The organism is Bacillus australimaris, from assembly GCF_001307105.1.
GTDB lineage: Bacteria > Bacillota > Bacilli > Bacillales > Bacillaceae > Bacillus > Bacillus australimaris.
This window is the reverse complement of record NZ_LGYN01000027.1, coordinates 305,378-319,701: the sequence shown is the minus strand read 5'-3', so window position 1 is coordinate 319,701 and position 14,324 is coordinate 305,378. Positions and strand designations below refer to the sequence as shown.

The 14,324-nt window shown below is 38.8% G+C and carries 16 protein-coding genes; 5 read left to right on the top strand and 11 right to left on the bottom strand.

What is annotated here, in order from left to right; translation table 11 throughout:
• The 3 genes from AKG37_RS15745 to AKG37_RS15735 form a co-directional block, all read right to left on the bottom strand.
• On the bottom strand, positions 1–213 hold a 213-nt coding region (locus tag AKG37_RS15745; RefSeq protein ID WP_476693111.1), incomplete at its 3' end, for a flagellin N-terminal helical domain-containing protein.
• A gap of 231 nt (positions 214–444) precedes the next feature.
• The gene (locus tag AKG37_RS15740) at positions 445–1,938 is read right to left on the bottom strand and encodes a kelch-like protein (RefSeq protein WP_060699664.1); all 1,494 of its coding nucleotides are present in this window, start codon (positions 1,936–1,938) and stop codon (positions 445–447) included.
• Between the two features lie 147 nt (positions 1,939–2,085).
• Positions 2,086–2,697 (bottom strand): TetR/AcrR family transcriptional regulator, encoded by a 612-nt coding sequence (locus tag AKG37_RS15735; RefSeq protein WP_237697796.1) that lies wholly within the window; start codon positions 2,695–2,697, stop codon positions 2,086–2,088.
• 212 nt (positions 2,698–2,909) lie between these two features.
• On the opposite strand from AKG37_RS15735, the gene AKG37_RS15730 reads away from it, so the two are divergent.
• Positions 2,910–4,022 (top strand): NAD(P)-dependent alcohol dehydrogenase, encoded by a 1,113-nt coding sequence (locus AKG37_RS15730; protein ID WP_060699662.1) that lies wholly within the window; start codon positions 2,910–2,912, stop codon positions 4,020–4,022.
• Between the two features lie 86 nt (positions 4,023–4,108).
• On the opposite strand, the gene alr is transcribed toward AKG37_RS15730, so the two are convergent.
• Positions 4,109–5,290 (bottom strand): alanine racemase, encoded by a 1,182-nt coding sequence (gene alr, locus AKG37_RS15725; RefSeq protein WP_060699661.1) that lies wholly within the window; start codon positions 5,288–5,290, stop codon positions 4,109–4,111.
• A gap of 182 nt (positions 5,291–5,472) precedes the next feature.
• Positions 5,473–6,084, bottom strand: coding sequence for a hypothetical protein (locus tag AKG37_RS15720; RefSeq protein WP_060699660.1), 612 nt, complete (start codon positions 6,082–6,084; stop codon positions 5,473–5,475).
• A gap of 167 nt (positions 6,085–6,251) precedes the next feature.
• Between AKG37_RS15720 and AKG37_RS15715 the strand changes: the two genes are divergently transcribed.
• A complete protein-coding gene (locus tag AKG37_RS15715) occupies positions 6,252–6,620 on the top strand; it encodes a YunG family protein (protein ID WP_149865099.1) in 369 nt (122 codons plus the stop codon).
• Between the two features lie 23 nt (positions 6,621–6,643).
• Here the strand turns inward: AKG37_RS15715 and AKG37_RS15710 are convergent, their stop codons facing one another.
• The 5 genes from AKG37_RS15710 to AKG37_RS15695 form a co-directional block, all read right to left on the bottom strand.
• Positions 6,644–7,102, bottom strand: coding sequence for a GyrI-like domain-containing protein (locus AKG37_RS15710; RefSeq protein WP_060699658.1), 459 nt, complete (start codon positions 7,100–7,102; stop codon positions 6,644–6,646).
• 393 nt (positions 7,103–7,495) lie between these two features.
• The gene (locus AKG37_RS19105) at positions 7,496–7,633 is read right to left on the bottom strand and encodes an aspartate phosphatase (RefSeq protein ID WP_149865098.1); all 138 of its coding nucleotides are present in this window, start codon (positions 7,631–7,633) and stop codon (positions 7,496–7,498) included.
• On the bottom strand, positions 7,623–8,756 hold the full coding sequence (locus AKG37_RS15705) for a Rap family tetratricopeptide repeat protein (protein ID WP_060699657.1): 1,134 nt from the start codon (positions 8,754–8,756) through the stop codon (positions 7,623–7,625). The genes AKG37_RS19105 and AKG37_RS15705 overlap by 11 nt, the downstream gene beginning before the upstream one ends.
• 129 nt (positions 8,757–8,885) lie before the next feature.
• On the bottom strand, positions 8,886–9,305 hold the full coding sequence (locus tag AKG37_RS15700) for a GNAT family N-acetyltransferase (RefSeq protein WP_060699656.1): 420 nt from the start codon (positions 9,303–9,305) through the stop codon (positions 8,886–8,888).
• A 30-nt stretch (positions 9,306–9,335) separates the two neighbouring features.
• On the bottom strand, positions 9,336–9,905 hold the full coding sequence (locus tag AKG37_RS15695) for a TetR/AcrR family transcriptional regulator (RefSeq protein ID WP_060699655.1): 570 nt from the start codon (positions 9,903–9,905) through the stop codon (positions 9,336–9,338).
• Between the two features lie 186 nt (positions 9,906–10,091).
• On the opposite strand from AKG37_RS15695, the gene lpdA reads away from it, so the two are divergent.
• Complete coding sequence (gene lpdA, locus AKG37_RS15690; protein WP_060699654.1) at positions 10,092–11,486, top strand: dihydrolipoyl dehydrogenase; 1,395 nt, start codon at positions 10,092–10,094, stop codon at positions 11,484–11,486.
• Between the two features lie 84 nt (positions 11,487–11,570).
• On the opposite strand, the gene AKG37_RS15685 is transcribed toward lpdA, so the two are convergent.
• The gene (locus tag AKG37_RS15685) at positions 11,571–12,728 is read right to left on the bottom strand and encodes an MFS transporter (protein ID WP_060699653.1); all 1,158 of its coding nucleotides are present in this window, start codon (positions 12,726–12,728) and stop codon (positions 11,571–11,573) included.
• Positions 12,729–12,853: 125 nt separating this feature from the next.
• On the opposite strand from AKG37_RS15685, the gene AKG37_RS15680 reads away from it, so the two are divergent.
• Together AKG37_RS15680 and AKG37_RS15675 are read left to right on the top strand one after the other, a co-directional pair.
• Entirely contained in the window at positions 12,854–13,744 is an 891-nt protein-coding gene (locus AKG37_RS15680; protein ID WP_060699652.1) for a LysR family transcriptional regulator, read from the top strand.
• Positions 13,745–13,760: 16 nt separating this feature from the next.
• A complete protein-coding gene (locus tag AKG37_RS15675) occupies positions 13,761–14,324 on the top strand; it encodes a GNAT family N-acetyltransferase (protein ID WP_060699651.1) in 564 nt (187 codons plus the stop codon).

Sequence of the window (14,324 nt, the reverse complement as noted above, 5' to 3'; positions counted from 1 at the left end):
AGAGATACCGTCTTGTGCGTTTTTAGAAGCCATTTCTAATCCGCGGATTTGTCCACGCATTTTTTCAGAGATTGCTAGACCTGCAGCGTCATCTCCTGCACGGTTGATTTTAAGACCAGAAGAAAGTTTCTCCATGTTCTTTTGGCTTGAAGCGTTGTTTGCAGACAAACGGTTTAATGTGTTAAGTGCTGCGATATTGTGGTTAATTCTCATTTCCTATTACCTCCATGTATGTGGGACCTGACAGACGTCCTTGTCTGAAAAAAGTCCTTTATTCTAGGGCTTATCAACCCTGACAATTCTATTATCGGATGTGGTTATAGGATGTTTAGCAGATTTTTTAAAAAATATCATATTTTTTTATGACGTTGATCCTAATTTTAACAATTCCTATCAAAATAAAAGCTGCTGATCTATTATCAGCAGCTTTACAATTAATGAATATTAGTATTGTTTGATATCAAACATTAATATATTTTGGTATACAACATAATCCTTCTTACTTGTGAAAGGACCTTTATTGTGTTCATCATTGATTTCATAGAAGTTCATACCAATTCCAAAGCTTCTTTCTTTATACCAGTTAAGAAAATCGTTGATTTCTTTCATTGAAAGCAAATAATCCTTTTGCAGCCCGTTGATCATGGTAATTGAAAGTATACCTTTTGTTGCCTCTTCATCAGGCTTTGTTCCGTCTTGATCTTTTGGTTCTTCTGTTGTACCATCACCAGGTTTTGTTCCGTCCTGATCTTTCGGTTCTTCCGTTGTTCCATCACCAGGTTTTGTTCCGTCCTGATCTTTCGGTTCTTCCGTTGTTCCATCATCAGGCTTTGTTCCGTCCTGATCTTTCGGTTCTTCCGTTGTTCCATCATCAGGCTTTGTTCCGTCCTGATCTTTCGGTTCTTCCGTTGTTCCATCACCAGGCTTTGTTTCACCTTCAGCAATTTGTAAGTCATTTAATGAGATAGAAATGACTGATTTGAAGTCGCTTTTAACCGCTTTGGAATTATAATATTCTTTAAAATTCCTCCCACCTATGATATATATCGTATCATCAAGTGTTACAGCACTTGATCCCACTCTAGCTTCAGGCAATTCGCTTATACTTTTTTTCACAGAATTAGAATTGACATCATAATATTGCGAATATGGTAATAATGGGCTGGATCTGTCAACGCTATGCTGACCGCCTACCATAAATAATTTTCCCTGATATGTTGTAAACGCTGCTCCTACTTGATAAAACTTCAACTTTGATTTTGTTTGTACCCACTGATTTGTTTCAATGTTATATTCATATATTTGAGTTTTTTGGGAACCTCTATATCCGCCTGTAGCATAAATTTTATTGTTAATGACTTCTGACATAGACATCCCAGTAATTTGCTGAGGAAACATTTTTAATTGTTGCCATTTATCCGTTTTTGTATCATAACTATAAAAATTATGTTCTTGATGAGGACTTTTACTCGTTGCAAGAATATAAATTTTATCGTTTTCTCCAGTCGCAATAATATCCCCACTTGTCACAGCAAAACTTGGTATTAGGATTGGATTTTCCGACCATTGATCGGATTCTGCATCATAAATATCAATCGTTTTTGTGCTATCTTGATATGCTCCTCCAATGACATATACTTTTTTACCTATCACCACTGCAGTGCTATCTGTTCTTTCTCTAGGCATGTCAGCTTTTGAGCTCCACTCATTTTTGCGAGGATCATACATGTAGGTATTTTTATTACTATATGACTTTTCACTACTTCCTCCAAAAACAAAAATCTTCCCATCTACTACTGCGGAACTAGGATGAAGTCTCTCTTCCGGTAAGTCTGCTCGCTTCGTCCACCCATTTGTCTCTGCTGCATGAGCTTTTAACGGATGAATTGTGACCATCATAAAAATAGTCAAAAGCACTAAAAATAAACCTTTTTTCATTATTTCATTCCTCCATATATTAAATATCCCTCCTTTTATCGACATATTTGTAATAAAATTTAAATTTTTATCATTGTTCCCAATCCTAAATTCAGGATGCACTTATTTCTATTAATATCTTTCTACATATATCAAATTTATCTGACATTACCTTTTCATAACCGGTTCTTCACCTTTCAGCTGCATCATGAGTGAGGATTGATTATATAATAAATTGATAATGCGGCGTGCCATTTCAGAGGGAGACGCATTGTAGTCATTTCTGATCCATTCAATGATAAAACCAAAGATGCCGTATGAACGATATTGGATAAAATAACTGTCGTTGATTTCTGCATACTGATCACTGACAAACGACATTCTACTTTGGAAGATATATTGTATTTTCTTGAGCAATTGTTCTTGTATTTGCGGAATGCGATCCTCCATAATTAATAAATCATAATAGTCGCGATTTTCGACGATATATTGAAATACATCGGTGCCCTCTGGTTTCATGTGAGTTAAATCTAACAGTGGATTTTCACGAGTCGGCTTACAAAATTCATATTCGAAATCTTCCATTTCCCGGTGAATAAAATCTGCTGCTAGTTCATCTTTACTTTCATAATGCACATAAAACGTCGTCCGATTATAGTTTGCATTTTCCACAATATCCTTTACTTTTACGTGCGAATATCCTTTTTCTTTTACTAGTATTTTAAATGTTTGCCGAAGTGTTTCTTTTGTTCGCTCAACACGGCGATCCTCTTTTTTCATCATCGGCCCCTCCTTTAGACACTTTTAAAAAAATGTTGATTAGAGATACATAAATTCCTGTGTGTTGAAAACCTATACAAAAAAGTTTTTTTGCTGATTGAAACGAAAAATCTTTCGTCCTACAATCAAATTAGTCATAAAGAAATGAATTTTTTGTGACATTTGATCTAACTTTATCGAATATTATACTATACAAAGTGAGGGCACATGATATGGAAATTCAAGCGATGGTCACAACAAATGAAAAAGATTTCGAGAAACAAACGTTATTACTAGATGACCCAAAAGCAGATGAAGTGCTTGTCAAAATCGTTGCATCTGGCGTCTGTCATACTGATGCGACAGTTTTAGATGGAACGCTTCCTGTCCCACGTCCTGCTTTATTAGGACATGAAGGCTCTGGCATTGTAGTCAAAGCAGGTTCTAATGTCACAACCGTTCAAGAAGGAGACCACGTTGTACTAGGCTTCGCTTATTGTGGTCATTGTCATAATTGTCTAGATGGGAACGCAGGTGGATGTGAAAACATGATTCCACTGAATTTTTCTGGTCGTAATAAGCATAATGAAACGCCTATCCATACACATGATCATCAAGATGTATCACAATTTTTTGGTCAATCTTCATTTGGAACATATGCAACGGTTGATGAAAAAAATGTGGTAAAAGTAGACAAAGAAACCGATTTGCGTTATTTAGGACCATTCGGATGCGGCTTAATGACTGGGAGCGGTACTGTCTTAAATTCACTTGCTCCAGCACCAGGTACAAGCTTTGTAGTGTTCGGTACAGGCGCTGTTGGTTTAAGTGGGTTAATGGCAGCAAAAATCGCTGGCTGTGATCCGATTATTGCCGTTGATATTCATGATAGCCGCCTTGAGTTAGCAAAAGAATTAGGTGCAACACATATCATCAACAGTAAGCATGAGAATCCAGCTGAAAAAATTAAGGAAATAACAGAAGGCAAAGGTGCACATTACTCATTTGAAACAACTGGTGTACCAGAAGTAACTCTATCTGCCCTTCATTGCCTGCGTGTCAAAGGGACTTGTGCAACAGTAGCAGTAGGGAAGCGCGATTTAACATTTAATGTAACAAATGATCTAATGCTCAATGCTCTCACATTAAAAGGTGTGATAGAAGGGGATGCCGTTCCACAACTATTTATTCCTAAACTAGTGAAGTTCTTTAAAAATGGACAATTCCCAGTTGAGAAACTAGCAAAATTCTACGAATTAGAAGATATTGAACAAGCCTTTGAAGATTCTAAAAATGGATCTACGATTAAACCAATTCTTATTTTAGATAAAGAGTATCGTGCTTAAGTCTTGAAAGTAGAACTTAAATTCGTTAGCCCCCTTGCCATGTAAAGGGGGCTAATCGCATTTTCATTTGCAGTCCAAAATTGAACTCACACATACATTACCGGTGTCGATATTTTAATAATCTTACCGCCTCGGCGATAAAATCTTGGAACGCGGCGGCTTAAGGTGGCGACAACCTCATAGTTAATCGTATTAAGCATTTCGGCGATTTCATCGACAGAAATTTCTCCACCCTTTTGACGGCCGTAAATGACAACTTCCTCACCTTGCTTTGCTTTCATTTCTCCTAAACTGATCATGGTCATATCCATAGTGACTCGGCCAGCAATCGGCATTCGTTTTCCTCGGAAAAGCATAAATCCTCGATTGGATAGAGCACGTGAGTACCCATCTGCATAACCGATTGGTATTGTTGCTATAACTTCATCAGGCTTTGCTACATAGGTTGCCCCATAGCTGACGGTCCTTGGCTTTGTCACCATTTCTTTCACGAACGCAATCCTTGCTTTTAAACTGAGAGCGGGCTCTAGCTTAACAGCGTCTAAACTCTCAATGTATTGCGAGGGGTACAGTCCATATAGCCCGATGCCGAGCCGAATCATATCTGCACTAAATTCAGGAAACGCGATGGCAGCTGCTGTATTGTTCATATGAACCGTGGGCAGTGTAATGCCTTGTTTTTTTAAGAAACGAAGAAAATCAATAAAAATGCTGTGCTGCAGCAGTGTGAAATCTGGGTCAGGCTCATCCGCAGTGGAGAAATGTGTAAAAATTCCATCCCACCTCAGGTTTTCACTCTTCTCAAGTGCCTCCACCACTGCTAACAGCTCTTCCTTCGTCCGTACACCTAATCGTCCCATCCCCGTATCGACATTGACATGAATCCCAAGCCGGGGCAGACTTTCTTCTTCTGCTAAAATCTCATTTGCTTGAACAATCCAATCTTCACGAAGGCCAGATAGGTCAATTCTCCATGTTGCAGCCCTTTTCACACAATCGAGCGGGGTAAATCCAAGGACCAGAATCGGTGCTTCAATTTTTGCTCTTCGCAATACAATACCTTCTTCCAAACTAGCAACAGCAAGCTCCGTCGCACCGCTTTCCAGTGCCTGCCGCGCTGCCTCCACTGAACCGTGTCCATAAGCATTCGCCTTCACCACAGCCATGATCTTACTTTTCTTTGGAATATGCGCTTGAATGGCTTCGATATTTCTTTTAATCGCGTCAAGATTGACCTCAATCCAGACTTCTCGGCAGAGTTTTTGCATGTATATTTCCTCCTCATCACATGAGTTATTTCGATATCAATGTTCGTTTTTGCGCCTAGTCTATCTTTATTCATTTTTGTACAAAACATTCAGCCACAATGACTGATCCAACTTTGTCTTCATTGACATAAAAAAAGAAACCACCTCAAACTGTGATTTCTTCTTTATGAACAGTTATTTAGTTAATCCGCAGATCTCATCATTGAATTCATTTCATGATAAATCTCCTCAAGATTTTCTCGTTCAGTCAAATATTCGGCAGTGGTCTTACGAACAGGCACATCAAATTTCAGAAAGGTAATTGTGATCGTTGATGATTCCTTATCATTCATAGTTAATTTCAATTCAAGTGTCGAGATCTCTTCATTATTATCTCTCTCGGTAGATTGTTCAATCGGTACACCATCTTCTAACATGTCAACTTGTTTCAACTCTTTCAGGGAAAGATCAGTGACCTCAAACCTGAATTTTCGAGATGAGCCGCCAGGTTGATGTGTAATAAAGCGCATTTTCTTTCGTTCATCATCAACCGCAAAGCCTTTATCAACACTCTGTGAAAAGATGTATGTTGAAGCCTGAAACCCGTCTTCGTGAAAAAGCATCATCATCTTATCTAATAATATGTTGGGATCATTTTTTTCTTTTTGTCTTTGTAATCTACCAGCTATAAATAAAATGACCATCCCCCCGATGATGCTGAGAGCCGTCCCTAATCCATTCCCTACATCCGCCAAAACAGTAAAACCTAAAATACCAATCATATAAGCTATGACAATACCTATGATGAATATCATACAATGCTCCTCCTATCATGACCCTTCATTCATAATTTAGTCATAGTATAGCATTTGAATCAAATGCTTTAACGGAAAGGTTTTATTGGTTTTTGAATGAAAAAATCCTACTATAAACTAAACAACTTTTATATCACTTCACTTTTTAAATAGAAAGGATTTTTATGATGGGCCTCTACACAACAGATGAAATCATTGATGCTCTTTTTAAAGCTTGGTCTTTTCAATCTAGTTCAAAATGGAGTAAAGACAACCCGGCAAACGGACAATGTGGTGTCACTGCTTTAGTCGTACATGATCTTTTAGGCGGAAAAATAAACAAGACCGTATTACCCAGCGGATGGCACTTTTACAACGTAGTGAATGGAACAAGAATCGACTTTACTTCTTCGCAATTCTCTGAAGAAATCTTTTATAGGGATGTACCTTCAAATCGAGAAGAGGCTTTTCAGGATACGAATGAGGAACAATATCGTTATTTAAAGGAACGAGTTCTAGATGATTTAAATTATATGCATGAAGAAAACAGACCATAAAAGGTCTGTTTTCATTGAAGTGATTAAAAGATAGGCAGTAAGAACTCACACACCTTATCTTCGCCTACTTCTTCTTTATATCGCTCTAAAATAGATGCCTGACGAATGTTCAATTGATTATTTTGGATCATTTGAGGCAATTGACTCCAAAACAAATTCACTTTTTCAGTTGTATGTGCCACCGTAAAAACAGCATACTTTCCCCCTTCAAAATAACCAGTCTGAACCATTTGATCTTTTGAGAAATCTTTATCTGTTATGAACATTAGGTCATATCTACAATTTTCAGGTGAAGTTCTTGCAGGATCATCTTGAGGAACACCGTATATGCCATATTGCTTTAACTCATCGTTTAAGAGATGTTGATTGATCCATTTTTTAAATGTCTTCATCATCTCTACTTTCTCTTCACTGCCATATGGTCCTATATTTCTCATATACACCATTTTCATTTTCGGTAACATTTCAATTTTGTAAATCATGATTTCCCTCCAACTTTTATTGGAAGACTGGCCAATCATTCCTTACATCCAACGGTAACATCCTTTAAAATATAATGCATCAGGTATTAAAAATAATTTGATTGTGTGATGGAAAATACATATCAAGGAGTCTCGTTTTGTCTTGATCAAGATTTTAATCGTTAAAACAAAAAAGAACGAACAATGTCCGCTCACTTTTTATTGATTTTCCTTTGAAGACTTAGCATTAAGAAAGGTGACAATCAAATAGATTATCGTTCCGAAAAACATACTGATTAACAACATATTACAAATCAGGGCAACATAATAAGACAATGGTGTTCCTGGGAATACAGCCATATTGAACAGGCTAATCATAAAGTTTAAAGCAAAAAGCCCTTAAAGGGCTTTTTACTAAGCAGAATAACCGATACTTGCAGTATGACCTCTCCTAGCTTCATCATGACTTGCTGTTACTTCAGATGTAAAATAACCGACAATACTTATGACACTGAGCATTACGAATACTACTGAAAATGTTTTAAATTTCATACTGACAGTCCCCCCGCTTCACTTGAGTTTGGAAATAAAGAATCTTTTCATAGAAATGCATCGCATTGTCTTTATCTCCCATCTCATTATAATATTTTGCAGCATCTTTTGCTAAATCTTCAAGATCAGGGTACATTGACTTTATTTCTAGCAATTCCATTATTTTTTCTAATTGCTCAAAATTGTTGTCAACGTATAGTGATCTTAAAAACTTGAATATCAATAACAAAACATGGTCTTTTAGCTTTTCAGATAGTTCTATGCCGTTATTTAAAGCATATGTACCTAGATCCTGTTCTTTCTTTTTGAAGTAGGATTTTGACAACATAATGAGTGGGTCTAAAATTCTATTCAAATGCTCATATCCCTGCTCTCTAAATGCTCGAATCGAGTCATTAAAATGAATAATTGCTTGTGCTATTTCTTTGTTATGAAAATAACTCAACCCTAAATTATATAGTGCTGATCCTTTTAATCGTTTTGTTGAGTTGTCGGCGGCTTTTTCTAGTGCGTGTTGAAAATGGGGTATTGCTTTTTCGGGGCAGCCCATATCTATGTAGTTTAATCCAATGACAAAAGAACATTGTATTTCTCTTACTGTGTATGTATCTTTTTCCCGATAACATTCTATCGCCTGTGCGATATGGTGCATGGACATGTGAGTTTGTTTCATGTGGTAATAGATTTCAGCCATCTTGTAATTGAACTCAGCCCGTTCAATATCGTCACTGACAAGAGACAGCTTTTTTTCTGCCCGTTTATAGAAGGTAATCGCATTTAGGTATTCATAGTTTTCAAACTCGTACATGCCGTAGAAAAAATTGAAGTAATACTCGAGCAATCCTGTTAATTTCTCTTGGTCCCTTTTGATCTTCATTGCGAGTTCCTTGAAGTTGGCCCGCTCTTTCCCATTTTCTAAAGGATTCAAGTAATCAAGCATTAATTTATGTCTGAACTCCATGAGTGAGAAATACAATAATAAATCTTGATTTTCTTCCATATGATCAAGCATTGATTTGATTTCCTCTTTATATGCTTCGGCGTCCGGTACGTTAAATCTTTGAATATGATAATACCATTCATTGATTTTCAAACCGACGTGAGAAGAAAGCACTTTCTCCATCAGCCCTTACCCCTTCCTCTATTTTCCCTATAATGACATATATTATCATTTCATGAATCATTCGACACCGAAAAGAAACCGCAAAAAGACCCAGTTGAGGGCCATGTGAATGATCAGATAAAATGATATCTATTCATAAGTAAGTACCCAGTATTTCGCTCCAGGTTCTCCTTCTTCTACAACAGCCTTCCAGCCCCTTTTTCGATAAAAAGACAAAGCTTTGTGATTTTCGGAGACACACTTTAATGTGACTGGTGTTCCCAGTACTTTAACAGCGTGTTTGAGCAGCAGATCGCCAGCCCCTTGACCAGCTGCATCTGGATGTACAAACAAAAGATGAATAAAACGATCTGGTACATATAGAGAGATGAATCCAAGAATTTGATTGTTCTCCTCAGCTAAGAAAATTTGCTCTTCCTGCGTATCCTGATCAAAATCTTGCAGAATGATTTCTTCTTGATTGAGCCAGTGAAAGCTCTGACGGCGGGATTCTAGATAAATTTGTCTTAATTTTGAATAGTCTTTGTTGCTTGCTTCTCTAATCAACATCACAACATCCCCTTTGCTGTTATTTGAATGTTACTTCGCCTCTAGAATGCCTTTTGCCTGTATTCTGCCTGCCAGTAACAATTGATCACTGAACTGCGAATCATTGACAGCACGTGCAAGAGCAATTGTACCAATCATGCTGCTTACTAGTGCGTAACTCTTAGAGAGATCTATATTTCCAGCATCAGCTATAAACTCCATAAACCTTTTCAATTCATCAGTATAAGCTTTCCGTACATCTAACGATAATTGAGAAATCTCCCCTGCCAGTGCAGGCAGTATACAGCCAACCTCCGTCTGATCACGGTGAACGGAGCTTAAATAGAATTCAATGATCATCTCAATTCGAGGCTGATCTGCTTTCTTGTCTGCAACACTTTGCAGCAGCTTGATCGTATCAGTGATAGCAAAATGAAAAGTCTCTATCACCAGCTGATCCTTGTTCTTAAAGTGAGCATAAAACCCTCCATGAGTTAGGCCTGCTCCTTTCATAATGAATGGCAAACTGATATTACGAACGCCATTTGTTCGAAATGCTCGTGCAGCACTTGTAATGATCTGTTCACGAACTTTTAACTTATGACCTGCCGGATAAGGCATCTCTTTTCGAACCTCCTTCTCTTTCACTCTTTCTAAGCGTGTTTATCAAAATATTATATTGATCATATTATCTTGTGTCAATTTGACTGAAATTCATATTTCCACACTCAGATGGGATTGACTTCACCAAAATATGATGACTATAATATATTATGATCATCATATTTTGAAGTTGGAGGTGCAAAAATGATTCATTTAGAAACAGTAGATACTTTAGTGATTGGATCAGGTCCGGGAGGCTACGTGGCCGCATTACGTTCAGCTCATCTCGGCATGAAGACAGCGATTGTAGAGCGTGATCAGTTAGGTGGAGTGTGCACCCATGTAGGCTGTATCCCTTCTAAGGCGCTAATAGCAGAAGCAGAGCGGTTCAAACTCCGCGCACAGTTGGGGGATTTTCAAGAAGGCGGCTCTTTCAAGGAAGCTCAAGCGTTCAAAAAAGCTGTTGTGGAAAAACAAGCGGGAGGCGTCCAGTTTTTGTTAAAGTCAGCTGGAGTTACTATTCTAGAAGGAGAGGCAAGCTTGATCGATCAGTATACAGCAGTCATTCAACATTCTGAAAAAGGTGAAAAGCGAATCAGCTTCAAACACCTTATACTAGCAACCGGCTCTCGTCCAATTGAAATTAAATCACTCCCTTTCGGAGGTCATATATTGTCTTCTACTGAAGCACTATCCCTTCCTGAGATTCCTAAAAGCCTTGTCGTAGTTGGGGGTGGTTATATTGGGGTTGAATTAGGGCAAATGTTTGCAAGATTTGGAACAAAAGTCACCATTTTGGAGGGAGGCAATCAAGTATTGCCTGGCTTTGAAAGTGAACTTGTCTCACCTGTCGTTCGTCAATTAAAAGGAGATAAAATCACGATTATTACAGGAGCAAACGTCACAGATGCCGAGCAGCATATAAGCGGAATTGATCTTCATTATGAAAAACAGAAAGAAAGCTACACGGTGAAAGCGGAATATGCATTGATTACTGTCGGAAGAAAACCGAATACAGACGGTACATTAGGTCTTGATTCTATCGGGTTGTCTATTCCCCCTCACGGACGTATTGAAATTGATGAACAATGCAGAACATCAATCCCGCACATATATGCCATTGGTGATATCACCGAAGGCCCTGCTCTGGCTCATAAAGCTTCCTATGAAGCGAAGGTTGCAGCAGAAGCAATCGCTGGTAAACCTTCGATGATAGATTATAAAGCGATCCCACTTGTTGTTTTTTCCAGCCCAGAATTGACGAGCGTTGGACTGAGCGAAACGGATTGCAAGCAACAATCCATTCCGACTGTCATTGGGAAATCAATGTTCTACATTAATGGTCGTGCGCTGGCATTAAAAGAACCAGAGGGTTTTGTAAAGGTTGTAGCACATGCTGAATCTGGCCTTATTTTAGGAGCACAAATCGTAGGGGCTGAAGCATCTACTCTTATATCAGAACTTTCTCTTTCTATTGAAATAGGTGCTACCGCAGAAGATTTAGCAATGACAATTCACCCTCATCCAACATTAGGTGAAATCATCATGGAGGCCGCAGAAATGGCTAGTCAGAAAGTTGAAAAGTATCTTGCACGATAAATGTTCAGGTGCAGCTTCTGAGCAAAATAATCGCCACAGCCTAATCTTAAAATAGGCTGTGGCGATTCAATTGAGCAATCATAATTAATTGACTTCTATTTCACGCTTTTTACCGAGATTCATGGATAACTGAACGCCAATCATCAGCATGACGATGACAAGCATTGCAACAATGGACGCATAAAAATGTCCGCTTAGATCGAAAACAAGGCCAATGAAAAACGGACCGAATCCACCCATGATATACCCGCCCATCTGCGACATCGCTGACCATGTTCCGGCTTCCTCCGGAGTGCGCGTCTCCATAATCGGGAGCATCAGTGCTAAAGGAAATAATCCACCTGCACCCATACCTAGGAAAATGACAGCTGGTAAGATCGGCATTGATAGAAGAAGAAAGATAAGTCCAATGAGTTCAGACACACTGCATAGGATGAGAAATAATTTCGGTTTTCCTAATCGAGTGACAACCGCTGGAACGAGTAGTGCCACCGGAATCTGAATAAGTGTAAAGATCGTCAGCATCGTGGCAGCATACTGCGGACTGTTTCCGAAGCTAAGAGCAATCGGTGAAATCCATGCTGTCAAAGAATAAAACATACTGGACATGAAACCAAAAAACAAGGTAAATTGAATGGCTTTTTTGTTTCGCAGCGGCAATTTTAGCGGCAAGGTGACATCATCACTCTGCTCATTTTTACGAGCTAAACCAATCCATAGAATAAGTGCAATAACCCCTAGAATAGCCCAGCAAGACAATGCAAACGTAAGGTGATGCTGACTGCGTAGATAAATTGGAATGGTGAAGCCAGAAGCGAGTGCTGCACCTATCGTCATCGAAATTGAATACACACTGACGATACCAGGATTTCTCGGGAAATACTTTTTAATAAAACTAGACAATAAAGGACCCGCGAAGCTAATCCCTACCCCTCCAGCAAACGCAGTCATGAGCAGGATAGCAACCGATTGGCTTGTACCACGCAGTGCGGTGGCAATCGTGATGAGAAGAATTGAGAAAAAAAGTGTTCTCTCTAATCCAAAACGCCGGCTGAGTGTCGTTGCAATGGGAGCAAATACACCCATACAAAGGACAGGCAAAGTGGTCAAAAGACTTGCTGTCAGTGCATTTACACCAAGCTCTGATTGGATCATGCTCATCATGGAAGCCACGGACGTAATAATCGGACGCAAGTTTAATGCGGCTAAAAATAAAGCGGCTAAATAATATATTTTTTTCATGAATACCCTTCTTTCTCTCTGCTTGTTGACGTTACTTTGAGTATAAGTCTGCAGCATTCATTGTTCAATACAATAATTTGTATTATGATGATAGTAAAATACTATCATAGATGAAAGGATGACAGATGGACACTAGACATATTACGTATTTTATGGCTGTATTCGATCATCTTCATTTCACTAAAGCTGCGGAGCATTTAGGCATTTCACAGCCTACACTTAGCCAGCAGATTCGACTGCTTGAAGCAGAAGTTGGGATGCCGCTCTTTGATCGAATCGGCAAAAAGGTCGTGGCGACCGAAGCTGGTTCACTGCTTTATCAATATGGCATGAAAATGCTTCAAGCTGAAAGAGATGCAAAAAATGCGATGAAAGAATTGTTATCTGAAAAACGTGGAACGGTTCGTCTCGCAGTACTCCCCTCCGATCTTGATTTTCAGCTAGTCCCACTTTTTGTAGAATTTAAAACACTTTATCCTGAAACAAATCTGAAGGCCTATTCAAATATCTTCGTTCGTGAAGAAGTCCTTTCACACAAAGTAGATCTCGGCATCGGACTGCGAGGGCCTGCAGATAAGCGTCTCGTTCAAATTCCACTTGGAAGTGAGCCATACGAATTATTTGTTCATTCAAAAAGTGATTTAGCACAAAAGAGTGAAGTGACATTGGAAGAGCTGACGCAGCATGCTTTGGTCATGTATCCGAGGGGGTATTTAGGAAGGGATTTAGTAGATGACGTCTGTAAAGAACAGGGTGTTGAACTGGACACTGTCATGGAGGTTGGATCCGCCTCTTCGTTATTACAGCTGGTTGAGGCTGGTGTTGGTGCAACCATACAGCCAAGAGGATTACTAAATCAACATTCGACGTGGCCCAATATTATTTCGATACCTATTGCTGAGCCAGCACCTGTTCGTCACTTGGAATTAATTTATTATGCAGATCGATTTGTCAGCAAAGCACAAGAACAGCTATCTGAATGGCTGATCGACTTTTTCAAATCAAGAACTAACTAAAAAGTGAGGTTAAGACATGAAAAATGCAAACAACATATTCACAAAGACAAACCGAGTGGTTATCCGCCAATTTGATAGGCAAGATATCGAACCGTTTTATCAGTACCGAGCAAATCCCTCTATTGCAAAATTTCAATCTTGGGAAAACTATACGTACGAAGAAGCTGAATCATTTGTTCAACATCAAATGACACAAAAACCTAATCAACCGGGGTCTTGGTTTCAATATGCGATTGCCTTATCTGAATCCAATCAGCTGATAGGAGATTGTGCCATTCATACACTTGACAGCGAGCCTAGAATCGTTGAAATAGGATTTACACTCGCGCCTGAATATCAAGGAATGGGCTATATTCACGAAGCTCTGAATTCAATCATTGAATATATTTTTATGACACTGAACAAACATAAAATCATTGCCTTTACAGATGTACGCAACGAAAAATCCATTCGAGTGCTGGAACGTTTAGGAATGAGACGCGAAGGACATTTGCTGCAAAATTATATGACCAAGGGACATTGGGTCGATGAATATCAATATGCCATTCTTCAATCTGAGTGGGCCGCTAAGCGTCATTAA

Coding starts and splice junctions, on each gene's coding strand:
- alr (WP_060699661.1), bottom strand. CDS start 5,290: ATGCAAAAACTCTGCCGAGAAGTCTGGATTGAGGTCAATCTTGACGCG.
- AKG37_RS15680 (WP_060699652.1), top strand. CDS start 12,854: ATGGACACTAGACATATTACGTATTTTATGGCTGTATTCGATCATCTT.
- AKG37_RS15720 (WP_060699660.1), bottom strand. CDS start 6,084: ATGATATTCATCATAGGTATTGTCATAGCTTATATGATTGGTATTTTA.
- AKG37_RS15735 (WP_237697796.1), bottom strand. CDS start 2,697: ATGAAAAAAGAGGATCGCCGTGTTGAGCGAACAAAAGAAACACTTCGG.
- AKG37_RS15715 (WP_149865099.1), top strand. CDS start 6,252: ATGGGCCTCTACACAACAGATGAAATCATTGATGCTCTTTTTAAAGCT.
- AKG37_RS15695 (WP_060699655.1), bottom strand. CDS start 9,905: ATGCCTTATCCGGCAGGTCATAAGTTAAAAGTTCGTGAACAGATCATT.
- AKG37_RS15710 (WP_060699658.1), bottom strand. CDS start 7,102: ATGATTTACAAAATTGAAATGTTACCGAAAATGAAAATGGTGTATATG.
- AKG37_RS19105 (WP_149865098.1), bottom strand. CDS start 7,633: ATGAAATTTAAAACATTTTCAGTAGTATTCGTAATGCTCAGTGTCATA.
- AKG37_RS15700 (WP_060699656.1), bottom strand. CDS start 9,305: ATGTTGATTAGAGAAGCAAGCAACAAAGACTATTCAAAATTAAGACAA.
- AKG37_RS15705 (WP_060699657.1), bottom strand. CDS start 8,756: ATGGAGAAAGTGCTTTCTTCTCACGTCGGTTTGAAAATCAATGAATGG.
- lpdA (WP_060699654.1), top strand. CDS start 10,092: ATGATTCATTTAGAAACAGTAGATACTTTAGTGATTGGATCAGGTCCG.
- AKG37_RS15740 (WP_060699664.1), bottom strand. CDS start 1,938: ATGAAAAAAGGTTTATTTTTAGTGCTTTTGACTATTTTTATGATGGTC.
- AKG37_RS15685 (WP_060699653.1), bottom strand. CDS start 12,728: ATGAAAAAAATATATTATTTAGCCGCTTTATTTTTAGCCGCATTAAAC.
- AKG37_RS15675 (WP_060699651.1), top strand. CDS start 13,761: ATGAAAAATGCAAACAACATATTCACAAAGACAAACCGAGTGGTTATC.
- AKG37_RS15730 (WP_060699662.1), top strand. CDS start 2,910: ATGGAAATTCAAGCGATGGTCACAACAAATGAAAAAGATTTCGAGAAA.